We start from the raw sequence: 26027 nt of genomic DNA on the forward strand, positions 1-26027 counted from the left end.
GACTCGTCTTCAATCAACAGCACGACGGCCCCGCGTCTGGACGACGAAGGGCCGATCGGAGTCCTCCGGGCAACGGGTCTGCCCGGAGGTTCACCCCACCGAGGCCAGCCCGCGGAGCGTGGACTCGGTCCGCTGCCCCGGCCCGACCAGATCGGCGAGCGTGAGCGTCCGGGAGGCGGCGGTCCTGGCGAGGTGACGGGACAACCGGTGGACGCCGTACACGGTCCGCTCGCCGGATTCCTCGATGTACGCACGCATCGCCGCGCTCACCTCGTCCGGGACCTCGTGACCGCGCTGACGCAGGTGCCGGACGGCGATCGCGGCGAGGTCGGCGGTCGAGTAGGGGCCGATTTCCCATTGCAGGCCAAAACATTCCCGCAACTGCGGCGCTCGCGCGAACAGCGCGTCCACGCTCTCGCGGGCACCGGTCAGCACCACCACGGGATCGGCCGCGTACTCACGCAACCCGACCAACAGCGCTTCGGCCTGTTCTGGCTGAACCTCGCCGTCCACGTCCGCGTCCACCAGGAGGACACCGCCCCGCGCGTCCTGGAATGCCCTGCGCACCAGGCTTTCCGCCTGCCCCGGCCACTCCGGGAACAGTTCCGCGGTCAGCGACGCGCCGACCATCTGGCCGACGTCGACCACTCTGAGCTCGGACAGCCCCTGCGTGTAGAGCCGGGCGATCTCCCAGCGCCCGCTGCCCTGCGGCCCGGCCAGCACCACATTGCCGTGCGGCCCCAGCGCCCTGCGGTGATTCTTCCGCTCGCACAACGAGAACAGCGTCTCGCCGACCGAGTGGCGCACGCTGTCCACGCCGATCAGCTCGGACATCCGTTGCCAGGCCCGGGTGGCGCGCACCGCCGAGCGCGGATCGTGGGCGGCGTCCGGCGCGGTGGTCGATTCCGCGGGCAACTGTTCCAGGAGCGCCATCTCCGGGGCGAGGTCCGCCGCGGTCAGCCGGCTCAGCTCGGAGTCCTTCGCCGGTGGCGACAGCGCGAGCCGCGACGCCTGGTTGTTGATCATCTCCTCGAACAGCTTGCGGGCGACCCGGCCGTTGCCGAACGTCTCCCCCTTCGGCACCCGGGTGAAGTAGGCGGTCAGCTCGTCCACCGCGTCGTCGGTGAGCTCGTAGTAGTGCTTGCGGCACAGGTTGCTCGTGATGGTGACCAGTTCCTCGACGCTGTAGTTGGGGAACTCGATGGTCCGGGTGAACCGGGAGGCTAGACCGGGGTTGGATTCGAGGAACTTGCCCATCAGCTCGGAGTAGCCCGCGACGATGACGACCAGTTCGTCGCGGTGGTCCTCCATCATCTTCATCAGCGCGTCGACGGCCTCCTGACCGAAGTCCGGGCCGACGCCACCGGTGTTCGCGGTCAGCGTGTACGCCTCGTCGATGAACAGCACGCCGCCGAGGGCCTTGGTCACCAGCTCGGTGGTCTTGATGGCGGTGGAGCCGATGTACTGGCCGACCAGGTCCGCCCGCGCCGCCTCGATCATGTGGCCCTTGGACAGGATGCCGAGCTCGCCGAGCACCGCGCCGTACAGCCGTGCCACGGTCGTCTTGCCGGTGCCGGGCGGGCCGGCGAACACCAGGTGCCGGCTCATCGGCGGCATCGGCAGGCCCATCTCCTGACGGACCTGGGACATCCGGATCAAGTTGATCAGGCCGCGGACCTCGTGCTTGACGCCCTGCAGGCCGATGAGCGAGTCGAGTTCGGCCAGCGGCCCGTCGAGCAGGGTCCCGCCCGCCTCGCGCAGCGTGGTGTCGCCGGGCTCGGCGACCTCGGCCTCGGGCTGCGCGACGTCGTCCCGCCGCGCGGGGCTCGCGCCGTCGGTCACCAGGTTCTCCACCGTGACCTGGTGACTGTCCTCGCGCTGCCAGACCGGGACGCCGCCGCTGTTCTTGACGACGCATTGGCTCAGCCGCACCACTTCAACGGTCTCCAGATGCGCGCCGTTGCCGGTGCTGTCCAGCACTTCGCATTCGGTCAGCTCGGCGCGTGCACCGTCGGCGACATGGACGCCGTGCCGGCCCGACCCGCGCACCCGGCAGCGGGTGGCCGTGACCGAGCCGCCGCGGGCGACCCGGATGCCGTCCGAGACCACGTCGACGATCTCGCTGTCCCTGATCGAGACCTCGCCCGGCCCGGTGTCCAGACCGCCGCCGCGTAGCAACGCCGAAGTCAGCGCCACCGGCCCGGAGCCGGTCAGCACCAGGGCGGCCTCGGCGCCCGTGGTGATCCTCGCGTCGGTGAAGGTGACCCGTGCGGACTCGGAGACTTCCACCGCGGCGTCGGTGCTTGTCTCGATCGAGACGTCGTCGAACGTGACCTTGCCGCCGCCGGTGACGACCAGACCGGAACCCGAACTCGCGGCGACCCGGAAACCCGAGAAGAACGCGGTCGAGCCGGTGGACACGCGCGCGATCGCCTCGGTCGACCCGCGCACCGAGGTGTTCTCGATCCGTGGCGACGCCTCGCCGTCCACGACGAATCCCACCGGCGAGTCCTCGATGACGCACTCGATCAGCCGGGGCGACGCCTGCCCGGTCACCTGCACCGCGCAGCGACCGGCGGAGGAGAACGTGCAGCCGCGCAGTTCCGGCCGCGCCGCACCGGAAATGTGCGCGGCCTGCGCGGCGGCGCCGGCGAACGTGGCGTCCGTGATGACGATCGAGTCGCCGCCGGTCAGGTAGAGATCGACGTTCGCGCTGTCGCTGACACCGAGTTCGCGGACCCTGAGCTGGCCCTGCTGTTCCACCACGACCGCGGGCTTGGCGGCCTCGCTGATCGTGCCGTACTCGACCACGCAGCGACCGCGGCCGTTGACGCAGACGCCGTTGCCGCCGGTGCGCCGCACGGCGAACCGGCGCAACATCAGCGAACCGTTCTCGCCGACCACCGCCGCGGACGAGGCCACGTCGCTCACCACGGTGTCCTCCACCGTGCTCGCGGCCGACGAGGTGATCACGATCCCGGCGCCGCCGGCGTTGCTCACCTCGCAATCGCGGGTGGCCAGCGAGCCCGTTCCCCGGGCCAGCAGCGCCGCCCACGACGAGCCGCCGACCCGGCAGCCGTCGAGCGCGACCTCGCCGCGGCGCACGTCCACCGCCGGGACCTGGCCGTCGTCGCAGGTGATCGTCAGGTCGCGGAGCTGGACGCCCTCGGTGTCGACCACCAGCGCGCTGCCCTTGGCGGCGTGTATCTCGACCGTCCCGGGGCCGTCCTCGGCGGCGATGCTGACCACCCGGTCGACGACGAGGTTCTCCTCGTACCTGCCCGGCCGCACGCCGATCGTCGCGCCGTTGTGGGCCGCCGCGAGCGCGGCGCCGATCGAGGGGAACGCGCCCGGCCGATCTCCCCCCACCACCAGCAGTTCCCGGTTCATCGCCCGTCCCCTCTCTCCCGTCCGCCCATCCACCGCACCGCCCGCCCGAGGTGACCGGCCCCCGTCATGTGGCCGCCACCGCCGCTACACCAGCCCCGGCAGGGCACCGAACCTGCGCCGGGCCGACTCCCCGACCGCGCCGCGCGGCTCGGCGCCCGACCAGCGCTCGACGCACCGCCGCAGCGAGTTGATGGCCAGTTCGTCCAGCGCGACCCGCGCGTTGACCCGGCCCGTCTCGTCCACTTCGGACTCGGCCAGTTCGCGCAGCATGATCCCGCCCCGGACGCCGCCGGGCTGCGGCTCGGCGAGTTCGAGGATCTTGAAGCTGGTACCGGGCGAGAACACCACGCGGTTCTCCGCCCGGTCGGCGCCGTCGGGTTCCAGCAGTCGGGTGCGGCGGCCGGTCATGGACCACACCAGCACGTCGACCTCGCCCCGCTGGTCCGGGCTGGGTTCGGTCAGCGCGTTGGTGAATCCCCATTCGGTCACCAGGCGGCGCTGCCGGTAGAGCTGCCATTCGCGTGCCGTCGGCGTGGCCTGGAACGCGGTCGCGCCGCGATGCGACGGCAGCCTGTTCAGCCCGGCGACGACGCACCGGGCGAAGGGCACGTGCGGTCCGTTCTCCGCGGTGCGCAGGGCCTGGTCGATCGCCTCGCCCTGGCCCAGCAGGTAGAGCCGGACGGCGACGGTGTCGGTGAGCACGTCGGTGGACGACCGCGAATCCGCGCCCTGGAAGCCCGGATGTTCCGAAAGGATCCGGGAAATCGAGTGCGACAGGGTGTCGAACTCCCGGCTCAGCGTCCGGCGCAGCCAGGCGCGTTCCTCGGTCAGGCCCTGGCCCGACACCAGCGCGGATGCCTCCGGTTTCGGCGTGGGCTGCATGCGCGTCGCCGATTTCGGCTTCACGACGGGGGTTTCGGCGGTCGTCGCCGTCGGGGCGGGTTCGGGTTCGGCGTTCAGGACGGGCTCGGGCGGTACGAGGTCCGAAGGCACGGCGCCGCCGGTGATCGTCGGCGCGGCGGCTTCCTGGCGGTGTGCCGACGGTTCGAAGGCGGTCGACACCGACGAGCTCTCCAGCCGGAGCGGCATCGCCGCGCCCTGGCGGGATGCGGGTCGTGACGACACAGTGCCTGCCGACATGATGCCGGCGGACACCGGGATCGGAACGGCGACATCGACGGAAGTCTCGTTGGCCGGGATCATGAAGTCGGCGGGCGCGTCCGGCAGTCCAGGCTCCTCCGCGATCCGCGGGTTCGCCTGCTCGGGATCGATCTCCACTTCGCCGCGCGCGGCGCCGACGACGCGCGGCGCCTCGCGTCCCGCCTCCGAGGCCGGCAGGAGCCGGCACCGGACCCGCGTGGCGGGATCCAGCCGGGCCAGCAGATCCTCGGAGAGCAGGCGCATCCGCGCCGCCCGCTTCTCGTCGGTGGAGTCGAAAACCAGCACGTTGCGGTCGGGGTTCCACTGCCTGGTACGCACCGCCGCCGCGTTCTCGGGGTCCTGCGGCGGCCGCATCCACAGCCCCGACTGCACGACCTCGACGACCGCGTCCGGGGTGTACCAGTAGACGGCCGGCGAGATCTGCTCCAGCCCGTCGACCGGGATGCGGTGGCTCAGCTGCGTGGGCATCTCCTGGAACGACGGGTGCGTCTTGGGCAGATACGCGACCTCCCGGACGAAGCTCTTCCAGCCGAGTTCGCCGTCCGCGCACATCGTGTAGATGTCCGGCGCCGAGGGCGACCCCACCGGCATGCCGGTGTAGCAGGAGACCCGCACGTCGAGCAGGTCCGCGAGCGCCTGGCCGAGCGAGTCGTCCTCGGGCAGGCGCACCGGGCCGTACTGGACGAAGCGCACCTTCTCCCGGACCTGGTCGCTGAGCCGCCGCCAGAACCGGGTCACGTCGTCGAGTGACAGCGGGGGCGTTCCGGGGCAGCCGAGCACGACGCTGAGCACGTCCGGCTGGCACGGCATGCCGCGGGCCAGCCGCGACCAGTGCCCGCTGGACCGGATGTCGTTGTTGACGGAGTGGATCCACACCCCGCCGGGAATCGGCTCGGCCATGCCCACGGCGCTGGTGGGCATCGGGTCGACCACGCCGGAATCCCAACTGGGGCGCGGAAAACGCTTCGCCTCCCATTCCGGGGTGCGGCCGGGCCGGAACCGGACCCAGCCGCTGCCCTTGCCGGCGTCGACGAACAGCGTCCCGCCGGCGCCCCGGAAGATCACGCCGTCCGGGGCCACCACCGTGCGCCCGAGGCGTTCCGACAGCCACTGGCCGGCCAGCGCGGTGGTCTCCCTGGACCGCCCGCCGAGCACCAGCCGGACACCGCGGCGGCGCCGGGGCAGCAGGTCGGCCACGGTGTCCCACGTCGAGATCGGCAGTCCGGCCGGCAGGTCGACGACCACCATCTCGTTCTCGGTGTCGGGGGCGACCGCCAGGGCCAGCGACCGCGCCTCCTCGGTCATCTTCTGCTCCGGACAGACCACCAGCGCGTTGCCGATGGTGTGCTTGGACAGCAGGACCGTCGGGTCGGCACGACGGCGCCTGATCAGTTGGGGCATCAGCGGTTTTCCCTTCTCACTCGACGCCCATCGCGGCCCGGCTGAGCTCGGGGCCGGGCGGCAGGGCGGAGAGCAGTTCGTTCGCGATCGGGTAGACCGGCGCACCACTGAATCCCAGTGCCCGGATCGAGTCGTCGTCCGGCATCAGGTACCTGATGCCCTGGTCGGTGATGAGGTACCGGTCCGGCACGCGCTGCCGGGGCGGAGCAGGCATCGACGCGACCACCACGCCGTGGCCGAGCGGCACCCGGACGCTCGGACTCGTCGCCTCCCACCGCGCGGCGAAGGCGACCTGGCTGGTCACCTGCGCGCCGACGGGCACCTGCCGCAGGCAGATCGCCCTGGCGCCCGGGTCCTCCCAACGCGCGCCGCTGAGGTCGGGAATCCGCTGGGTGAGCGAGCGGTCGGGCGAGCGCGGCGTCGAGACGACGGCGGCGGCGTCGATCGGCACCGGGTCGGGCGAGCCCGGGCGAGCGTCGAGCAACTGGAACTCGGTCCGGCTCAGCGGCGCCAATCCGTCCGCGCGGAGCACGAACAGCTCGACGGCGCCGTTGGCGGCGTGGTGCTCGAACAACTGCCCCACCGGATGCGGCCTGCCGCCGACCGCCGGTCCGGCCTTCCCCGCGTCCTCGATCTCGGCCACCGAGAGAACCTGGCCTTCCGGCAGCGCGTTCAGCCACGGTTGCGGAGCGGGGACGGGCCGCACGGCCGCCATGCCCAGCGCGGCCGTGACCGTCGGATCGGCCACCCGGTGCTTCATGCCGTTCGACAGCAGGTACTGCACTCCGCCGACGGCCTCCACAAGGGCGTAGCGGTCCGGCGGAAGCAGGTCGGCGGGCGTGGCCGGGTCGAAGTCGAGGTTGACGCCCTGCGCCGTGGGACCTGCGTCCGGCAGACAGGCCAGCCAGTGCGAGCCGACCAGGTTGTCCACCGTCGGCAGTGCCTGCGGCGCGTCCGGAATGCCGATCGGCACACCGCGCGGCGCATCCACCAGGGATGCCCGGGAGATCAGCTGGACCTTGGCGTTCGCGCCCTGCAGCAACATCGCGGAGGCGTAGTTCACGGTCGGATGCAGTAAGCCGTCCACGTTGACGTACCGCGTGCCGGTCTCCCGCTCGACCACGATGGCGCCACTCTGCCGCCAGGACGTGTTGCCGCCGGGGCGGATCAGCCCGTAGACGCCGAAGCCGATGGCGATCAGCAGCGCCAGCACGATCCCGATGATCAGCCCGGTCAACGCCCGGCGGGACGGCACCTCGGCGCTCGCCGGGTCGTTGACCACGAGCGCGGAGCTCATCCGGCCCATCAGGAACTGGTAGGCGTGCACATGGTCACGCTGGGTTTGCATGACCCGTCCTCACCCCGCCAGTCCGCGCGCCCAGGCGTATAGCCCGAGCAGGTGCAGCAGCAGCGGCACCACCGCGAGCGCCGTGCAGACATCGAAGATGTTGGCCAGATGGCCCCAGATCGGCAGCATGCGCCGGTTGGCGGGTCGCAGCGCGGCCTTCACCAGGGCGAAGAGCACCACGAGCAGGCCCAGCAGCAGGACGATCCGCCACGCCGGCGAAAAGACCTGGGCGTAGAACAGCGTCAACAGGGACAGTCCGGCGGTTCCCGCCACCGCCAGCGACACTCGCTGCCAGGCACCCAGGAAACCGCGTGATCGCAATAGCACCGCGCACGAGAACAGGGTCACCATCGTCCACCCGATCCAGCCCGGCTCGGCGAGGATGAACGGGAAAGCCCCCACGAAGACCGAGGAGGCGCAGACCATCGCGACGCTCAGATACCGGTCCGCGAAGGCGGTTCTGGAGGTCACCTCGCCGGCCGGCGCCGGGTCGATGTCCTGCTGGAGGTCGTCGGCGTTGCGCGGCAACTGCGGCCCGCGCAGGTAGGCGCCGCGGATGGCCAGCTTGGGCGCGAAGACCACCACGCCCAACAGCACGGTGGCCAGCACGCCCGCGACCTGCCCCGGCCGCAGGTCGAAACCGTCGCCCATCCAGATGGCGCAGATCGCCGTCACCGCCACCAGCAGGACCGTGTAGAACGGGGCGTACGGAATCTCCTCGGCCGCGAACCGCCACAGCACGAGCACGATGGCCGCCGCAACCGCCGCGCCGGCCCCGGCGATGAGGATTCCCTGGGGTGTCACCGCTGTCGCGTCCCGGACGCCGTCGAACGTGATCAACCCGGCCAGCGCGGCGAAGGCGCAGCCGGCCAGCCCGGACAACCTGGTCAGCGCGCCGTCCTGGATCTTCCGGGCGATCGGCACGGTGGCGGCCACGAACACCACGGCGAGCCCGAGGGCGAAGCCGGCGTGCAGCGCGGTCGGCCCGTTGCCCACCAGGACCAGTCCGATCACGCCCACCACTGCGGCCGACAACGTGCGGAACAGGGCGCCGCTGAACTCCGGCCGCCAGCGGTCGTTGTGCTGCGCAACGGCGGTCGCGATGCCGTCGGCGAGGTCGTCGAAGTCCAGGTCCGGCAACGGGAAGTCGGCTGGCCGCAGGTGCAGTTGCTCACCCTCCAGCCAGTCCAGCGTCTCCGGGGTGCCGTCCGGGTCCAGCGGCGGCTCGCCGAGCCGTTGCAGCACCCAGGAACCGGGCTCGTCGGCCTGCGGCTGCCGCCGGGTGTGACTCAGCAGCACCGGGAGCAGGTCGGCCACGGTCGTGGAGACCGGGACCGCGAGATCGGCCTTGCCGTCCGGCCCGAACACCGTGATCCGGCACAGCTCCGCGGCTCTGGTCATGAGCTCTTTCTCCTAGCTACGTTCGTCAACGGACTGCCGTTTTCTCGAATGGCCGCGCTTCAACGGCCGGACTGGGTGGTGAGGGTGGAGTCGACGGTCACCAGACCGGTCTGCATCAGCCGGACCCCGCGGCGGGTGACGAGCTGGGCGCGGCCGGGCGGCAGCTTGCGCGGCGCCGCCTCCCCGAGGAACTTGCCTTCCTCCTTGGGATACGACAGCAACACCGCGGGCGTGCCGAGCTCCCACAGCCTGCGCAGCACCGGGTCCATCATCGCCCGCATGGCGCCCGAGGTGCTCCGGGCGATCACCAGGTGGAGTCCGATGTGGACACCCTGCGGGATCATCGGCAGCAGCGGCTCCAGCGCGGAGCTGACACCGCCGCGGCCGAGCAGTTCGTAGTCGTCCACGACCAGGAACAGCTCCGGGCCCTCCCACCAGTCACGCCGGCGCAGCCGCTCGGAGGAGATGTCCTGGCCCGGCACCCGCTTGGTCATCGACGCCACGGACTGCCCGGCGAGTTCGTGCAGCGACTCGGCGGTGAACCCGTAGCCTACGCCGTACTCCGGGGGCACCTCCCGGTCGAGGTCGCGGCGCGCGTCCCCGAGCACGATCTTGGCTTCGTGCGGCTGATAACGCCGCCGGATCGCGCGCAACACCAGCCGCAGCAGGTTGGTCTTGCCAGTCGCGCTGTCGCCGAGCACCAGCAGGTGCGGGGTGGCGAAGAAGTCGTGCCACACCGGTTCCAGCCGCTGCTCGTCGTGGCCGAGGCACACCCGGAACTCCCGCTCCGGCGCCGGCAGGTTCTGCACCGGTAGCTGCGTCGGCAGCATGCGCACCGGCGGCGCCCCGCGACCCGGCCAGAACGCGCGGATCTCCCCGGCGACCGTCCTGGTCGCGTCGGCAAGATCCTCCACAGTGGACGATCCATCCAGCCGGGGCAGCGCGGAGAGGAAGTGGAATCCCTTCGGCGTCAGCCCGCGGCCGGGCTGGGTGGGCACGGTCGCCGCCTTGCGCGATCCGAACTCGGACTCCATCGAGTCGCCGAGGCGCAGCTCGAACTTGGTGCCCAGCAGGTCACGCAGCCAAGGCCGGATCTCCGACCAGCGGGTGCCGGTCAGCACCACGTGGATGCCGAACGACAGGCCGCGGGAGGCGAGTTCGCCGAACTTCGACTCCAGGTCGGAGAAGTCCTGTTTGACCGTGAACCAGCCGTCCACCACCAGGAAGACGTGGCCGTGCGGATCGTCGATCTCGCCGCGCGCACGGGCGCGCAGGTAGGCCGAGATCGACTCGAACCCGCGCTCGGCGAACAGCGCCTCCCGGCGTTCCATGAGCTGCACCAGTTCGGCGAGCGTCCGCACCACGCGGTCCCGTTCCAGCCGGGTCGCCACCGATCCCACGTGCGGCAGGCTGGACACCGACGTGATGCCGCCGCCACCGAAGTCCAGGCAGTAGAACTGGACCTCCTCCGGCGTGTTGGTCAGCGCGAGCGCCAGCACCAGCGTCCGCACCAGCGTCGACTTCCCGCTCTGTGGCGCACCGACGATGCCGACGTGCCCGTCGGCGCCGGTCAGGTCTGCGACCATCAGGTCCCGGAGCTGCTCGTAGGGCAGGTCCACGACGCCGACCGGAACGCGCAGCGCGCCCCGGCCGCCGGGCTCGTCGACGGTCATGCCGCGGACCGGGTCGGGCACCACGCTCGGCAGCAGCGTGTCCAGGCTCGGCGCCTCGGACAGCGGCGGCAGCCAGATCTGCCGGGCGGGCGGGCCGGAGCCCCTCAACCGTCCGATGAGGACCTCCGCGAGGGACGGCGCGTCCTCGCCGGTGTCCTTGTCCGACTGCTGTTGCGGCTGCGCCGAGGAGTCCGGCTCGTCGACGGGCCGGATCTGGTGCAGGCTCGGGTACGGCTGCGTGTGGAAGGAGACGACCTCGGAGAACGCCCGGTTCTCCGGCACGGCCGCGGCACCGGCGCTGGGCGCGCACGGCCCGGAAACGTAGGCGGCCTTGAATCGCACCAGGGTGGCGGTGTCGATCTTCAGGTAGCCGTTACCCGGCTCCGACGGCAGCTCGTACGCCTTCGCGGCGCCGATGACGGCCCGGGACTCCATCGACGAGAACGTGCGCAGCGCGATCCGGTACGACAAGTGGCCCTCGACGCGGTGAATCCGGCCCTCCTCCAACCGTTGCGACGCGAGCAGCAGGTGCACGCCGAGGCTGCGGCCGAGCCGCCCGATGGACACGAAGAGGTCCATGAACTCGGACTTGCTGGCCAGCAGCTCGCTGAACTCGTCGACCACGATCAGCAGGTCCGGGAACGGCACGAGCTGCGCACCGCCCGCGCGGGCCTTCTCGTAGTCGAACGACGACGAGAAGCCGCTGGCGCGCAACAGTTCCTGGCGCCGCACCAGCTCTCCGTTGAGCGCGTCCTGCATCCGGTCTACCAGCGGCAACTCGTCGGCCAGGTTGGTGATCATGGCTGAGGTGTGCGGGAGCTCGTCCATGCCGACGAATGTCGCGCCGCCCTTGAAGTCGACCAGCACCAGGTTGAGGATCTCCGAGGAATGCGTCGCGGCCAGCCCGCACACCAGGGTGCGCAGCAGTTCGCTCTTGCCGGAACCGGTGGCGCCGATCAGGATGCCGTGCGGCCCCATGCCGCCCTGGGCGGACTCCTTCAGGTCGAGCTCGACCACCTCACCGTCCTCGGTGACCCCGATGGGCACCTGCAGCCGCGCCCGCTGCGCCGTGCGGGGCCGCCACAGCGCCAGCACGTCGAAGGTGCGCGGGTCGCGGATGCCGAGCAGGCTGGTCAACTCGAAGTCGTTCTCCAGCGGCTGGTCGACGACGTCCACCGAACCACTCGTCCGCTTCGGCGCGAGCAGCCTGGCCAGCGACTCCATCTGCACCAGGCTGAGCTCGTCGCGCCGCGCGTACCCGGTGGCCTCGCCGACCGGATACTCCACCGTGTCGCCTTCGGTGGTCAGCCGGAGCACCTTCGGACCGCCCGGCATCTTTCCGGTGAGGTCCAGCAGCACGACGTTGCGCAGACCGGTGTCCAGCAGCCGCGACGACGCGGGGACCTCGGCCAGATGCGCGACCACCACGATGAACGGTTCGACGACTCCCGGCCGGCTGCCCGGATCGTGATCCGGCCGGTCGGTGACCTCCTGGCCGAGCACGTCCAGCAGTTCGTCGTGGTCACAGGCGAACAGCCGCAGCGGTCCCGCCGTGTCGTGCGCGGCCAGATGGGCGTTGTGCGGCAGCCACTTGACCCAGTCCCATTCCGGCTGGCCGGTCTCGGTGGTCAGCACCGCGATCCGCAACTCGTCCGGCGAGTGGAACGTGACGAGCTGGGCGAGGATGGCGCGGGCCAGCCCCACCGCGGCCTCCTGCTCGCCGGCGAACTCGACGCTGGTGAAGCTGCGCAGCCCCACCGACATCGGAATGCCGGACACCGTCCGGTACGTCTCCCGGAAACGGCGCAGCGAGACCGTGGCGAGCGGTTCGAGGTCCTCGATCGGCTTGGTCGACGGCGCCGCGTAGTCCACCGCCGCCGACTGCGTGCCCAGGCCGATCCGGGCGCGGGCGAAGTCCTCGTGGTTCGCCCGGCGCTCCCACAACCGCGATCCGGAGGCCACCGACCACAGCCAGGACGGCGGCGGGTTGTTCCACATGACCGCGCGACGCTGCTGGTCCGCCGTGTCCCTGGCCTTCGTGCGCAACTGCGCGATGTAGCGCAGAAAATCGCGGCGCTCGGAGGCCATCTTGCGCTTGCGTTCCGCGCCGGCGCGGCCGATCTGGCTCAGGCCCATGGACATCATCGCCGCGCCCATGACCCCGCCGGTCATGTACATCATCGGCGACCCGTTGGACGACGCGAACATCATGATCATCGCCGCCGAGCCGATGCCCATCGGCAGGAACATCGCCGCCGAGCGGAAGTCCAGCGCGGCCGGTTCGTCCATCACCGGCGGTTCCTGGAGTTCGACCTCGCCCTCGGGCATCTCCGGCCCGGCCGCCCGCGGCGGCCGCTTCACGGTCACGGTGCTCATGAATTCCCCTTGCGTGCGTTGGGAGACTGCCTCATCCGAGCCCTCCGGACGGCGGCGTGGGCCAGTCGCCCCAGGCAGAGGTGTCCTTGGCCAACAGGTCCGCGCTGGTGCGTTCCCGCTCCTCTTCCTCCTCGGCGGCCTCCGCCTCCGCCTGTGCCCGTTCCTCGGCGGCCATCGCGGCGAGCTGCGACGGAGTCAGCACCGGGCCACCGCACATGAGAAGCGGCTCGTCGACCGACGTGCGCTCGCCCTCGCCGAGCTTCGCGCGGCGCCAGACGGCGTACCCGGCGTCGGGTTCCGAGCCCTGCCACGGATCGCTGTTCCGGAGCGTGTAGTCCGGAGCCGGCCGATCACGCCCCCACTCCGGATCACCATCCCGCACCGGGAACGGAACCAGCCACGGCAGGCCCGTACTCGGCACGTTCCACGCGCTGGTGTCCTGATCGCCCTCGTCCCGCCGGACGACCGGGATGTGGTCTTCCGGTGGTTGCGGTACTTCCCCGGGCTCCTCGTAGCGGGCGCGAGGTTCCGGCGGCGGAGGGAACGCACCGGGAACGAACTGGACGCCCTGCGGCGATTCGGCGGGCTGACCGCCGGACGGCGACCACTCGGCAGGACCGGCGGCGACGGTGCCCTCGGGCGCCCGCGGATCACCGGCAACCTGGTCAGGACCTGTGCTCTCCCACGGTTTCTCGCCGGCGTCGAGCAGACCCGAGGAATCCGAACGCGCACCGTTCGAACCCGTGCCACCGGAGCCCGCGCCGGGCGGCACCATGGGGGGAACCATCGGCATCCCACCGGGAACCTGCTGACCGGTATCCGCCTCCGGAGCCCACTCGGGCGGGCCGACGGCGGCGATCGCGCCCTCGGGCGCCGCCGGATCACCGATGGCCTCGTCCGGGACCGCGGTCTCCCACGGCCTGCCACCGGCGTCGAGCAGACCCGACGAATCCGAACGCTCACCCGAACCGGGAGAGCCTCCACCACCCGCACCGGGCGGCATCATCGGCGGCACCATCGGCATGCCACCGGGACTCTGCTGGCCGGTTCCCGTTCCGGGAGACCACTCGGGCGGGAGATCCGACGCCCCGGGCGGAACCTGGCCCTCCGGAACCTCACCAGCACCGGGCGGAACGGTCTCGGGCGCAGCGTCCAGTCCGCCACCACCGGGAACAGCGCCGCTGGGAGACTGCGGCTCGCCCACATCAGGGCCACCGCCGGTGTTCTTCCAAGGACGCTCACCGCCGTCGAGCAGGCCCGAGGAATCCGAGAGCCCACCCGAACCGGGAGAGCCTCCACCACCCGCACCGGGCGGCATCATCGGCGGGACCATGGGCGGCACTCCGCCACGATCCTGGTCACCGCCCGGTTGACCGGTTCCCGTTCCAGGAGACCACTCGGACGGATCCGACACCTCGGGCGGAACCTGACCCGGCGGAACCTCACCAGCACCGGGCGGGGTGCCCGTACCGGGTGGCACGCCGGTTCCCGGCGGTTCGCCCACGCCGGGCGGAGCACCCGTCTCGGGCGGAGCACCGATTCCGGGGGGAGCCTCCGCCTCCGGAGGCGCACCCACCCCGGGCGGTTCGCCCACCCCGGGCGGCGCACCGACCTCGGGCGGAGCCTCGCTGCCGGGCGGGGCACCGACTTCCGGGGGAGCGCCGATGCCGGGAGGAGCCGACTCGTCCGAATCCTCCGGAGGGGGAACCTCGCCCTGACCGGAACCGGGCGGAGCGGTACCCGAACCACCGCCGGGCGGACCATTGACATTCGCCCGCCGGGTCGGGTCCTGGTTCCCGGCGCCGGTGCCGCCGGGAACCGGCGGGATGCCGACCGGTGTCACCGGGCCTCCGGAGGGGGTCTCGCCCTGCGACTGGCCTTCGGGTGTTCCACCACCGCCGGGCGGCATCTCGCCACCCGACGGTGTTCCGTTCGCCGATGGCGGCGGCTCCACACCGGGTGGGCCGCCCACGCCCGGCGGCGAATCCGCACCCGACGGCGCCTCGGCGCCGGGCGGCGCGTCGGTCGCGGGCGGCCCCCCGACGCCGGGCGAACCCTGGCCTTCCGCTCCGGGCGGCGGTTCGGTTCCCGGCGGTGGCTCGGCTCCTGGCGGCGGTTCGTTTCCGGGTGGCTGCTCGGCTCCCGGCGGGGGCTCGTTTCCGGGCGGCGGCCCGTCTCCCGGCGGGGGCTCCTTTCCGGGCGGCGGCCCCTCTCCACCCGGAGGCGGAGGCGCGCCGCGGCCTTCGGGTGGCGGGGGCGCACCGCCGCCCCCGGGGCCGCTGCCGGGGGTCAGGTGGGTCACGCTGTTGAACGTTTCCGCGTAGTTCTGTGCGACCTGGCGGATGACGTTGCGCATCTGCTCGGTCATGGCCTTCACGACTTCCGGGTCCTTGCTGACCATGACCAGGCCGTTGTCCATCACCGGGGCTACCCCGCGCTGGAGCGCGATATTGGCGTAGTGCGAGTCGATGGTGTTGACGGCGTTCTGCGCCCAGGCAAGGACGTTGCCGTTGTGATGAAGCCCCTGCGGGACCGGGTTGAGGCCCGCGTCACCGCCAGCGATCCGTTCCGCGTTGGCTTCGATGTCCTCGGCGAACTCCGTCATCTTCGCCATGAACGCGTCCGCGGCCGTGCCCTGCCACGGGCCGTCCGGGCCGGCCAGGGCGGTCGCCTGGTCACGGACGCTCTTCGCCACCACGGTCAGGGCTTCCCTGGCGTGCTCGAAATTGTCCCCGGCGATCCGCAGGGTCTGCGGATCGACGTATCCGCGAGCCGTTTCCCGCATCTCATCGCTCGACAGGGCGGACCCGCCGGTCAGGGCGGCCTTGATCTGTTTCCAGTCCCAGCTCTCGTAGTCGTTGCCCTGCGAACTGGCCCCTTCGGGATTGCCGTAAACGGCGTGCGGATCGAGGTCGTCCTGCATGAACGCGTCTTTGTCGTACTTCGCGTCCGGGTCCTCGGGGGTGGTCATCGCAGTTCGCTCCCTCTAGGAACTGACATCATCGCCTTGCCCAGAAACAGTGCCGCCAAAACAGTGCACCCGGATTATTTCGACCGAATATTTCCGGGCAGAATATTCGGGCAAAATATTTCCGGGCCAAAAAACCAGTGTGGCCCGGAAATCTCGCCTCGGCCCGCGAAATCGGGCCGGGCCGTTCCCGCCGCCGGGTCGGCCGCCCTACTGTTCGCCGCCCGCGTTCGGCGAATTGTCGATGGTGGTGAACGATTCCGCCATCATCTCCTCCAGTTTCGTTCCCTCCAGGCCGTTCAGATCCTCGGTGGTCGTGTACTGGCGCGCGATCTCCTGGATGTCGGTATCGATGTCCGTCAGGGCCTCGGTCGTGTTGGTCATGAAATCGAGCACCGAGGCTTTCAGCCCGCCGCCATCCTCCGCGCCCATGACCTTGCCCCGCAGCTCGTAGGCGTTGTGGAACGCTCCCGGCTTGACGTCGATGCCCTCGACAACGCCCCGCGCGCCGCTGATGATGTCCCGCAATGTCGAGACGTTCGTCCCGAAGGTCTTGAGCGCCTCGGTGTTGACCTCGACCTTGCCCTCACCCCCGCCGCCCTCGCCTTTGGCGCCGGGCACATTCGGGGCCGTCGGCTTCGCGGGCTTCTGCTCGTCGGACAGCTCCGTGTGGGGCAACCGCGGGTAATAGTCCTTGTTCTCGTCGAATCCGCCGCCGTAATTCGGCGCCGGGATCTGGTCGGCCGGAAGATCCTCGTTGAATTCGGGGTCGTCGCTGTGCTGCTCGTCCACCTGGAGGTACTTCTCCCAGGCCGCGTCGACCTCCGGGAACCCACCGGCGCCGCCGCCCGGGTTCAGCGCGGCCATGCTGGCCTGGGCCTGAATGAGATCCCGCTCGTGGGGCGCCATGTACCCGTTGTCGACGTATCCGTCGAGTTTGGGCCAGTCGGCGAACTGGGTGTCCTGCCACGCGTCGCTTTCCAGCCAGTAGTCGAGACCTTGCGGGTCGTCGGCCATGAGAACCTCCATGGATCAGGGTTTTTGCCCACTCGGGGTTTGTCACGTCAGGGTGTTGCGCCGCGGACCTCGCCCGCGGTCCGGCCGCCGGGACCGCTCTCCCGGCGGCCGGATCGCACATCCGAGGAGGGGCCGGTCGGTCAGCCCCGGCCGGTGTCCCAGTTCTGCCGGGCGCGCTGCTCGGTCGTGCCGTAGTTGTCGGAGATGGACATCAGGGTCTGCCGGCCGGCATCCAGGTGAACCGGCATCTGGTTGGCCGCCGCGTTCCATTCCGCTTTGTGGATCCAGTAAGCATTCTGAGCGTCACCGGTCCATTCGGAGAGGGTGGCCTCGACCTGTCTCTCCATTTCGGTCAGCGCGGTACGCACCCGGCCGTTGACGGCGTTCATCTCCTCGAAGGCCACGTTCGCCTGATTGAAGTCGAACCTGTAGTCGGACAATCTTCACTCCTTTTCGGGTCTCACCATGCCGAGTGCGTCAGACGCCCGGCAGCGCGGTGGCGAAGGACTGGGCGGCGGTCGAGGAGTCGTCCTCGGCGGCCACGTAGTCCTTGGCGTTGATGCCCATCAATTCCCTCATGTTGTTCAGCTTCTCGATGATGACCTGGAAGGATGCCGACCAGGCGTCCATCGCCTGGTTGAAATTGTTGGACGCGTTTCCGGTCCACGTGGACCGCAAGCTCGCCATCATGTCGTTGATACGCTGCGATTCCGTGGTGAAGTCGGCCGCCCGATCACTGAAGATCTGGCCGGCCTGCTGCATTCCCGGCTGCGATGTCTGGACTACGGGTTGCGCCATTCGCCAAACTCCTTCGATTTCGCTGAACCCGCGACCGCGAATGATTCACGGGCGCGCGTGTACACCAGTCTTGCGGCCGGTCCGCCAGCAAAACAGAGTCGCCGCCGGACCCCTGCCCGAAGGTCCGCCATGGTTACCCATTCGGGCGCGATGCGTCCGGAAAACGGGTTTTCCCGCGGGGATCGCGCTAAACGGGAGTGGTTGTTTTCCACCGGCACGCGGACTGGAGGAGGTGTTTCGGTCGATGGCTCTCGGCGCCAGTCGGGACGTGGTGCGAATGCGGACCGAGGACAAGGTCGTGGTGCTCGTCAACGCCGAACGGGCGAAACGGGGACTGTGCCGCCTGCGCATCGACGAACGGCTGCGGCGCGCAGCCCGGAGACACAGCGCCGACATGGCGCAACGCGGATTCTTCGCGCATCAGGGCCCGCGGAGCATGTCGCCGTTCGACCGGATGCTGGCCGAGGGATTCGAGGATCCCGGCGGGGAGAACATCGCCAGCGGCCAGGAGACCCCGGCCAGCGTGGTGCGCGCCTGGATGCAGAGCATTCCGCACCGCGCGAACATTCTGAACGGGGATTTCCGGACCATCGGCGTGGGCGTGCACTTCGGCGACGGAGGCCCCTGGTGGACGCAGAACTTCGGTTACTGACCGGGTTTATTCCGGCGGGTCGAAGCGATATCCGACGCCCCACACCGTGATCAGCATCTTCGGCCGGGACGGGTCGTCCTCGATCTTCTCCCGCAGCAGGCGCACGTGAACGGCGATGGTGGCGGCACCGAAGCCGTACGCCGCCACGCCGCGGATCAGCTCGTCCCGCCGGAACACCCGGCCGGGATTGTGCAGCATGAACATCAGCAGTTCGAACTCGCGGTTGGTCAGCGCGAGATCCCGTCCGCCCTTGCTCACCACGCGGGACGCCTGGTTCACCACAAGGTCGCCCACGACGAGTTCCGTGGCGGCCGGCGCGATGAGGTGGCCGCGCCGGATGACCGCCTGGATCCGCAGTACCAGCTCACGCGGGCTGAACGGCTTGACCAGTTGGTCGTCCGCGTCAACGGCCGGCTCGGTCAGACCGTCCTCCTCGACCGTGGGCGAGGTCAGCATGATCAGCGGGACGCTGGAGTCCTCCGGCATTTCCCACCGGAACCGGGATCCGTCGAATCCGGACAGCGCCATGTCGAGGACGACCAGGTCGGGCCCCCATTGGCGGACCAGTTCCAGGCCGGTCGCGCCGTCCGTGGCGACGACCGCGGTCAGTCCCGCGCGGTGCAGATAACTGGTCACCATCTCGACAACGGAGGAATCGTCGACCACCACGAGAATCCGTGGCCGTTCGTGGTCTGGAGTGCCGTCCGGCTGGGTCATGTCGCGTACCCGTCAGCGGCCTCGGGCGGGATCACGCCGCGGGCCCGTAGGCCGGGGAGAGGCCGCCCCACAATCGCCCCTCCATGCTCGCCGCGACCAGTTCGACGCGGGAGCGGCAGCCGGTCTTGGCGAACAGCCGGGTCAGGTATCGCTCCACGGTCTTCTCACTGACCCCGATCTCCGAGGCGATCCTCCGGTTGGTGAATCCCAGGCTGATCAGGTCGACGAGGCGGGTCTCGGCCGTGGACCAGACCTGACTCACGGCCGTCCGCGCGCTTTCTGCGACCGCGCGTTTTCTGGGCAGGTTCGCCGGGATTTCCGGTTCGGTCCGAACTTCGCTCACCGATGCCGTCATCGCGGCGCGCAGCCGCCGCACCGTGTCGCGCTCCGTGATCGCGATGGAGGCGGCCAGCGCCGGGCACAGGCAACCCAGCCTGCCCTGCGCGTCGGTCGCGAGCGCTCCGCATTCGACCAGCCGGTCCACGGTCCGGCCGCACTCGGTGAGGTCCTCCCCCAGGGAATCCGCGATGCGGGGCAGGTCATCGACGTCGAGCGTGCCGAACGTGGCCGCCGCCGCGAGCATTCGCGGGGCGAGGTCGCCGATCTGACGCGCCCGGCGAAGCAGATCGTGTCCGTCCGGCAATGCAATAGGCGAGGCCGGGTCGTTCAGGTGGAGCCGGTCGCCCACCTCGACAAGTTGGCGCCGCAGTGCTTCCAGCGTCGCCACCACGGTGCCGGGGTTTCCGTACAGGGGGCCGAGCGCGGTGCGCAAAGCCTGATGGAGGTCGTCATCCGCTTCGCCCGCCACCGTCACGATCTGATCGTCGGTCAGCGGACCCAGATCGATGACCTCGTCGGCCAGGTTGACCAGTTCGGTGGCCGCCCGGCTCGGCACGGTGTCGTGCCGCAGCGACGCGACGACCAGGCAGCCCGGGCGGCGGGCCGCGATCAGCAGCAGGGCGGGATCGGCGACCCCCAGCACGTCGTCGAAGAACACCGCCGCCGGACCGGGACAGCCGATCCGGCCGAACACTCTGCTCAGCTCGATCGCCATGGCAGGAAGCCAGCCGCGCGGATCCGTCGCCTCGCGTGCGCGCAACCGGGCCAGCAGGCTGACGCCGTCGATCAGTCCCGCGTCGCCGAGCCGATCGAAGTCATCGCGAAGCGCGTCGATGGTCGCGCCGACGCCGTAGTGGTCGCTCCCGGCCCGGCCGCCGACCCGCACCTGGGCCACTCGCACCCCTTCGGACCGCCAGCGCCGGGCCGCGGCCTCCATCAGCCGCGTCTTGCCGATTCCGGCGGGTCCGCGGACGATCACCAGCCGACCGCGCCGCACACAGCCGCGCAGCGCGGAGCGCAGTGCCGCCAGCGCACGTTCCCTGCCTTCGATGGACACCTGTTCCCGAGCCATGTCCGTCCTTTTCCACGACACCATGCGGTTTCCCCGAGCCTTCGACGCGGTTTCCGCACGTTAGCGCGGGAAGACCTAATTCAGCGGCCCCGCAAGAATCGCGGACGAGTCATTTAAGGACCGCGTAACAAGTCAGGAACGGTCAACGCCCAGCTAAGAAACGTGTAATGATTTCCTCATTGTTTGCCTACACCCTCGGCCGGGGGCGATGGCGATACTGAGCCCGTGTTCACTTCTCGATCCGCACTCCGCGGGCGCGACGAGGTCGTCACCCGAATCCTCGGGGTCTGCACGTCCCGCGCGGCCCGCCCGCTTGTCCTGGTCACCGGACCGCCCGGAATCGGACGCAGTTCCGTCCTGGCACGGGTGCGCGCGCTGCTGATCGAGCGGCGCGTGTCCACGGTGGATGTCCCGGTGGTCGGCGAGGTCCAGGACGTGGCCCATCTCGTTGCCCGGCTCGCCGACGAACTCGGCGTGGAGCCGGTTCGTGACGGATCCAGCGGCGCGCTGAGACGTCTGCTCGCCATGCTGGCCGAGCGCCGTGGCCGCCTGGTGGTTTTTCTGGACGACGCCGATCGGATCGATCCCCGATCGCTCGCCACGCTGGCGTCCCTGATCGGCACGCTGGCCGGTACCGAGGTCACGTTCGTCTGCGCGTTTCGCACGCCGTCGGCCGGGACCGAGTTCGACACCTTGCGTACTGCCGGACTGGTGCACGAGGAGCGCCTTCGCCCGCTCAGCATGTCCACGGTGAAGCAGTTTTTGGTTGATCTCCTGAACGCCCAGCCCACTCCGGAACTGGTTGCCGAGCTGCGGAAAACGAGCCGAGGGATACCCGCGGTGGTGCGCGCCGCTGTGGAGGGCTACCGGAAATCCGGCTGCCTGCGGATCGTCGACCGGCATGCCTACCTTGTCGGAGACCCCATTCCGCGATTGCCGGCCGATCACCCGCTTTTCGCGGACCTGGTCGATCCCGGCTCGCCGGTTTGGCCGGTGATCAAGGCACTGGCAGTGCTGCATCCGCTGCGCGGAGCCGTTCCCGCGCTCATCGCGGAAGTCGTTGGTATCAGCGAGAAACAGGTCGTCGGCGCGCTTGGCACACTGCAGGCGGCGGGCGTCGTGCTTTCCGGAAAACGACCGGGAAGTTGGCGGTTCCGGGTGCCCATGCTCGCCACCTTGCTGATGTCCTGTCTCGGGCCTTACGAGCGACGCAGGATCGCTGCGCTCGCCGTCATCGCGATCTGGAATGGCGCCGCATCCTGCCCGGACGACAACTATCTGCCGGAACGGCTGGTGGACGCGGGCAAGTTGGTGGATCCGGAACCCGCCGCGACCGAGTTGCTCGCTCGCAGCGCCTCGGTCCTGCCGGATGGCGGCGATCTCGCCGACCGGTGGCAGCGTGCGGCCGGCCGGCTGATCGCGGATCCCGCTCGGCATGCCACAGCGCTGCATCGTCACGCCGTGATGTGCACGCTGCACCAGGAGTTCAGGTCCGCCGGCGATGCCGCCGACGTCGTGCTGCGCACCTACCCGGATCGGCTTCCGGCCGATTCCCTGCAGGAGTTGGAGATCGTCTACGTCGTCGGGCTGGCCGGGAAGGTGGCCGAGCTGCGGGACATTGTCGCGGATGACTGGCGATCGATGCCCGGCGAGCAAGCGAACCGGATCGTCACCCGGTCTGCGGCGCTCTGCATGCTCAACCGGTGGAAGGACGCGCACGATCAGCTTGCCAGCGGTCGGGATCTGTGGAGCCAGGCCAACGCCGCGTCGGCCACGTTCGGGCATGTCCTGAGTCAGGCGGCGGGTGTGATGCTGGGGAGTGCGTCCGGCTTGGATATGCCCGTTGAAGGACTTGATGCGGCGGATTCCACTGTGGACTTGGCGCGGATGTTGTTGCGGTCGTTCACGTTGTGCTGCCTGGACTCGACCGAGCCTTCCCCGCGCCCTCGGAGTCGACCCGAGTTGGCGATCCAGGCGAGTTTTTCCGGGCAGTGGGATCGCGCTCTGGATCTCGCCGGGTCCGCCATCGCCACCGCGTCCGTTCGCGGTGGCGGTCATGAGCAGACCGCGATGCTCCGTGAAATGGCGACGATTCTCATTGCGCGCGGCCAACTGAACCGAGCTCGCAACGTGATCCAGCAGGCCAGATCGCAGCATCTTCTGCTGCCGCACCTGGTGACCGTCGCGGAAGCGGAGTGGGAGGACACGATCGGCGCGCACCATCGGTCGCGAGCGCTGGTCGAGCAGCGTCTGTCCGTGGCGGCTGAGACCGGAGTCATCGTGGGCACCGACGAGTTGTGGCTGCGGTTGGCCGAATGGGAGTCGCGTCACGGAAACCCTGCTGCCGCAGGACGATGTGCGGCACGGGTCGCGCGGATCGCCGAGCGGCTGGGCACCGCGAGTGCCCGACGCAACTGTCTGCTTGCCAGGGTGCTTGTCCAGCACGATCTGGACGCCGCAGATGAGGTCGTCCGGCTCACGAGAGAACGAGAGCGTCCCTTCGAACTTGCCGGCACGCTCGCCACCGTCGCCGAAAGCGGACTCGGCGAGGAGAACCTTCTCAGCGAGGCGTACGGGTTGTTCGGTGAACTCGGCGCCTTGATACCGCGAGCGCGGCTGCGGCTGGTGATGCGCAGACGCAACATCACCGTCCCTGGGCGCGCCGCGACCGTTGCCGAGAACGAGCGGCTGCTGGCCACCCTCGTCGCGGAAGGGTTGACCAACCAGCAGCTCGCCACCGTCCTGGGCACCAGCGAGAAGAGCGTGGAGGGCAGGCTGACCAGGTTCTTCCAACGGACCGGATACCGCTCGCGGGCCGAACTCGCGACGGCGACACTGAGCGGCGAATTTCCCGCCATACCGACGCAACGCACTCAGATGGCCCCGGCCCGCATCGCGTAGGCGACCAACTGCGGACGATTCCGGAGCTGCAGACGATTCGTCATGGTGTAGATGATGTTCTTCACGGTGCGTTCCGAATAGCAGAGCCGGTTTCCGATCTCCTCGGTGTCCCAGCCGTCGGCGATCAGCCGCACCACGTCGATCTCGCGCGGCGTGAGACCGGCCGAATTCAGCCCACGCGGCGCGAGAACTTCCTTTTGAAGAGCCTGCACCTGCCGCAGCAGTTCCCCAAGCAAATTCGGCGGCAGCGCCCCGCCGCCCGCAGCCGCGGCCCGGATCGTGCTCACCAGCCGCTCCTCGGTCGCCAGGCCGCGGTGCAGCACCGCGACCACGCGGCACTCGACCGCAGGGAGCAGGTGCGACCGGTCCAGTTCGCTGGTCACCAGAACCACCGGGGCGGCGGACTCCGCGGCCACCCTTCGCAGACTAGCCACCGCTTCCGAGGTCACGCGGTCGGCCGCGAACACCAGCACGTCCACCTCCGCCGCCTGGTCGGTCGGCGTCACGAACACCTTAAGCCTGCCCATCAGCGTCTCGGTCAGGCCGATCAGCGTGATCGGGTCCGAAGCCCACACCGACACGCGCAGCCGCTTTTCCGATTCCTCCGCGTCCTGCCGGACGATCGAGTTCGCTCCCGCCTCAGTCTTGGTAGTCATCCGCGCTCATCCTCCGAACATGCGCCACCAGCGGTTGGCCGACGAATCCGCGAATCCGCCATCGATCCACGGCCCAACGTGCGCCCAGCACAAATTCTCCGGTGTTGGCGGGAGAATTCCCGTCGCCCCAGCCGGCGCCTCGGGATTCCCCTCACTTGGAATCCGAGAATGCGTGCCCGATCACTATGGCGCGACGAAATGGATTGGCATTGCGGGGAACGAAGAAAGGCAGACAGAAACCCGATACTGTAGTCAGCGGACACCGACCTTCAAGGACCGACTCCACCACCGTCGGGAAATCCTTCGGGAACTCGGCGGTAGACGAGACCCGGCGAGATCGCTGTTGACCTTGTCGGCCGGGGCCGGACTTGATCACTACCAGGCTCGGAGCCGACGGGCTTGGTATGCCCACATCACCATGTCCATGCTCGCCCTAGCGTGGCTGCCAGTAACCAAAGCTCTTGCGATAAAAAGGGGAATCAGCAACAACGACGAAGACACGATCATCCACACCTCACCCGAAACCCGGCGCCTACTGATCAAACTGGCCCTGCTACCCCTACCGATCAAGGACAAGGTGAAGACGAAGATGTACAGGTCAACCCGTGATCAGGAACTGGACGAGGTGATCATTAGTCTCAACCGGATGCTGGCGGGGTGGGCGAACTATTTCCGATACGGGATGTCCAAAGCGGTGTTCCACTCGATCGACCAACACGCATGGGGTCGGTTGATGCGATGGACACGTAACAAGTATGCGGGCAAGAACCGTGTCGGGCTCAAAGAACTCCGCCGTCGCTCCTGCGACACCGGGTGGAGGTTCGCTCACAATGGAGTCGTCTTCACCGGCGCATCCAATGTCACGGTGACCCGCTACCGCTACCGCTACCGCGGCAGCAAAATCCCGCCCCCCTGGACTCCGAAACCGGCAGCCACAAACGGCTGACCAACGGTCAAGACACGTGGAGAGCCCGTTGCGGAGTAATTCGCACGGCGGGTTCGGCGGGCGGGTCGGGGAAACGGACTGGTCGAAAGGCCAGCACAGCGCCCCGACCCGACCCAGCGCACCGCCATCACGGTGGGAAGATCCAGGTCGTCTCCGCCCCGGACGGGTGGCCACTGTGGACCTCCGACGTGCGACCCGGCCGCGAACACGACACCAGCGCCGCCCGCGCCGACCCCGACCTGCTCGCGCGGATCACCAACCAGCAGACCTACAACGCCATCCACGGCGCCCTGCGCTGCCTCAGCGAACGCGCCAACTCGCTACTCAAGACCACCTACGAGGCCCTGCGCCGCTACCGCGGCTGCCCTGGCGCCTCGGCTGCATCGTCGCGGCAACCCTGGTCCTGCTCCACCACGAACACGGCCGAACCACGTGATCAACAAATTTGATCACGCAACACGCCACGAGAGATTACGCGGAAACCCTCAGGGGTAGGATGCGTTCCCGGGATGCAATGATCCCAAGAACGCATCCTACCGCTGGAAAAGGATTCAGTACGTAGGCTGCACCCACAGCAACGCCTGGCCCTGGTCGAGCCTCTCGCACCAGTAACCAACCCAACGATCCTGGGACAAGCCAGCATTTCCAGCATCCGCGCACGCTTGAATTGACGGATAAACCCCGGCGGGTACATCCTGCACGGCGGCGGCGCTACCTGCGGTGGCCAGGCTCGCAGCCGCGATGCCTGCGCTGATAGCGAACGCGGCCACACTCTTACGAATCATGTAGATCGCTCCTCGTTTCAAATACTGTCAATTACCTCCAAGAGTCTCGCAGTGGCGAGGCGAATGCGTTGGATCTCATGGCGACAATTGCCCGAAATATCGGCACAACTGCCCCGACCGCCAACCTGATGAGATCGTCCAGGAACCAGCGCAGCACCAGAACAGCCTGTTTGTAGGTTCCCAGCGCACGCCGCCCCTTGCGCGGGTACCTCGCCGCCGACGCTCGGCGTGCAGCAGACCTGCAGGAACAGGACGCTGTCCGCGGATGCCTCCAGGACAGCCGTGTATACGACACTCATCCACGGCAGAACTCTATGAAGTCGATCTGTGGGTAGGACCACCTTCATGCCGGGGTTCTGCGGTTTTCTCTTGCATGGCAACGGATCCAGCGTGTCAACCAACCGGCACCAACGACCACCACATTCA

The 26027-nt window shown here is 69.4% G+C and carries 15 protein-coding genes and 1 pseudogene; 4 read left to right on the top strand and 12 right to left on the bottom strand.

Annotated features, from left to right (window positions below; genetic code table 11):
- Window positions 1-90: 90 nt before the first annotated feature.
- The 9 genes from ACTWQN_RS03760 to ACTWQN_RS03800 form a co-directional block, all read right to left on the bottom strand.
- A complete protein-coding gene (locus tag ACTWQN_RS03760) occupies window positions 91-3390 on the bottom strand; it encodes a right-handed parallel beta-helix repeat-containing protein (RefSeq protein ID WP_443201886.1) in 3300 nt (1099 codons plus the stop codon).
- 84 nt (window positions 3391-3474) lie between these two features.
- On the bottom strand, window positions 3475-5952 hold the full coding sequence (locus ACTWQN_RS03765; RefSeq protein WP_443201887.1) for a hypothetical protein: 2478 nt from the start codon (window positions 5950-5952) through the stop codon (window positions 3475-3477).
- 16 nt (window positions 5953-5968) lie between these two features.
- Window positions 5969-7300: a type VII secretion protein EccB gene (eccB, locus tag ACTWQN_RS03770; protein ID WP_443201888.1), complete on the bottom strand. Its 1332-nt coding sequence runs from the start codon at window positions 7298-7300 to the stop codon at window positions 5969-5971.
- Window positions 7301-7309: 9 nt separating this feature from the next.
- Window positions 7310-8701, bottom strand: a complete 1392-nt coding sequence (gene eccD, locus ACTWQN_RS03775) for a type VII secretion integral membrane protein EccD (protein WP_443201889.1) — start codon at window positions 8699-8701, stop codon at window positions 7310-7312.
- A gap of 59 nt (window positions 8702-8760) precedes the next feature.
- Window positions 8761-12750 (bottom strand): type VII secretion protein EccCa, encoded by a 3990-nt coding sequence (gene eccCa / locus ACTWQN_RS03780; RefSeq protein ID WP_443201890.1) that lies wholly within the window; start codon window positions 12748-12750, stop codon window positions 8761-8763.
- Window positions 12751-12781: 31 nt separating this feature from the next.
- Window positions 12782-15721 (bottom strand): WXG100 family type VII secretion target, encoded by a 2940-nt coding sequence (locus ACTWQN_RS03785; RefSeq protein ID WP_443201891.1) that lies wholly within the window; start codon window positions 15719-15721, stop codon window positions 12782-12784.
- Between the two features lie 207 nt (window positions 15722-15928).
- On the bottom strand, window positions 15929-16735 hold the full coding sequence (locus ACTWQN_RS03790; RefSeq protein WP_443201892.1) for a hypothetical protein: 807 nt from the start codon (window positions 16733-16735) through the stop codon (window positions 15929-15931).
- A gap of 140 nt (window positions 16736-16875) precedes the next feature.
- Window positions 16876-17175 (bottom strand): WXG100 family type VII secretion target, encoded by a 300-nt coding sequence (locus tag ACTWQN_RS03795; protein ID WP_443201893.1) that lies wholly within the window; start codon window positions 17173-17175, stop codon window positions 16876-16878.
- A 37-nt stretch (window positions 17176-17212) separates the two neighbouring features.
- Window positions 17213-17533 (bottom strand): WXG100 family type VII secretion target, encoded by a 321-nt coding sequence (locus ACTWQN_RS03800; protein WP_443201894.1) that lies wholly within the window; start codon window positions 17531-17533, stop codon window positions 17213-17215.
- A gap of 244 nt (window positions 17534-17777) precedes the next feature.
- On the opposite strand from ACTWQN_RS03800, the gene ACTWQN_RS03805 reads away from it, so the two are divergent.
- A complete protein-coding gene (locus ACTWQN_RS03805) occupies window positions 17778-18185 on the top strand; it encodes a CAP domain-containing protein (RefSeq protein WP_443201895.1) in 408 nt (135 codons plus the stop codon).
- 6 nt (window positions 18186-18191) lie between these two features.
- On the opposite strand, the gene ACTWQN_RS03810 is transcribed toward ACTWQN_RS03805, so the two are convergent.
- Together ACTWQN_RS03810 and ACTWQN_RS03815 are read right to left on the bottom strand one after the other, a co-directional pair.
- Window positions 18192-18902: a winged helix-turn-helix domain-containing protein gene (locus ACTWQN_RS03810; RefSeq protein ID WP_443201896.1), complete on the bottom strand. Its 711-nt coding sequence runs from the start codon at window positions 18900-18902 to the stop codon at window positions 18192-18194.
- Window positions 18903-18933: 31 nt separating this feature from the next.
- Window positions 18934-20313, bottom strand: a complete 1380-nt coding sequence (locus tag ACTWQN_RS03815; protein WP_443201897.1) for a helix-turn-helix transcriptional regulator — start codon at window positions 20311-20313, stop codon at window positions 18934-18936.
- A 225-nt stretch (window positions 20314-20538) separates the two neighbouring features.
- Here ACTWQN_RS03815 and ACTWQN_RS03820 point away from each other — a divergent pair, with 225 nt between their 5' ends.
- Window positions 20539-23214 carry an AAA family ATPase gene (locus ACTWQN_RS03820; RefSeq protein WP_443202016.1) on the top strand — a complete coding sequence of 892 codons (2676 nt, stop codon included), beginning with the start codon at window positions 20539-20541 and terminating at the stop codon, window positions 23212-23214.
- On the opposite strand, the gene ACTWQN_RS03825 is transcribed toward ACTWQN_RS03820, so the two are convergent.
- A complete protein-coding gene (locus tag ACTWQN_RS03825) occupies window positions 23187-23870 on the bottom strand; it encodes a helix-turn-helix transcriptional regulator (protein WP_443201898.1) in 684 nt (227 codons plus the stop codon). The genes ACTWQN_RS03820 and ACTWQN_RS03825 overlap by 28 nt on opposite strands.
- A 577-nt stretch (window positions 23871-24447) precedes the next feature.
- Here ACTWQN_RS03825 and ACTWQN_RS03830 point away from each other — a divergent pair.
- Both ACTWQN_RS03830 and ACTWQN_RS03835 read left to right on the top strand, forming a co-directional pair.
- Window positions 24448-24816 carry a group II intron maturase-specific domain-containing protein gene (locus ACTWQN_RS03830; RefSeq protein WP_443202017.1) on the top strand — a complete coding sequence of 123 codons (369 nt, stop codon included), beginning with the start codon at window positions 24448-24450 and terminating at the stop codon, window positions 24814-24816.
- A gap of 119 nt (window positions 24817-24935) precedes the next feature.
- Window positions 24936-25252, top strand: a pseudogene (locus tag ACTWQN_RS03835) (transposase family protein); the annotation flags it as partial.
- Between the last annotated feature and the right edge of the window lie 775 nt (window positions 25253-26027).

The organism is Saccharopolyspora antiqui (assembly GCF_052246905.1).
Taxonomy (GTDB): Bacteria; Actinomycetota; Actinomycetes; order Mycobacteriales; family Pseudonocardiaceae; genus Saccharopolyspora.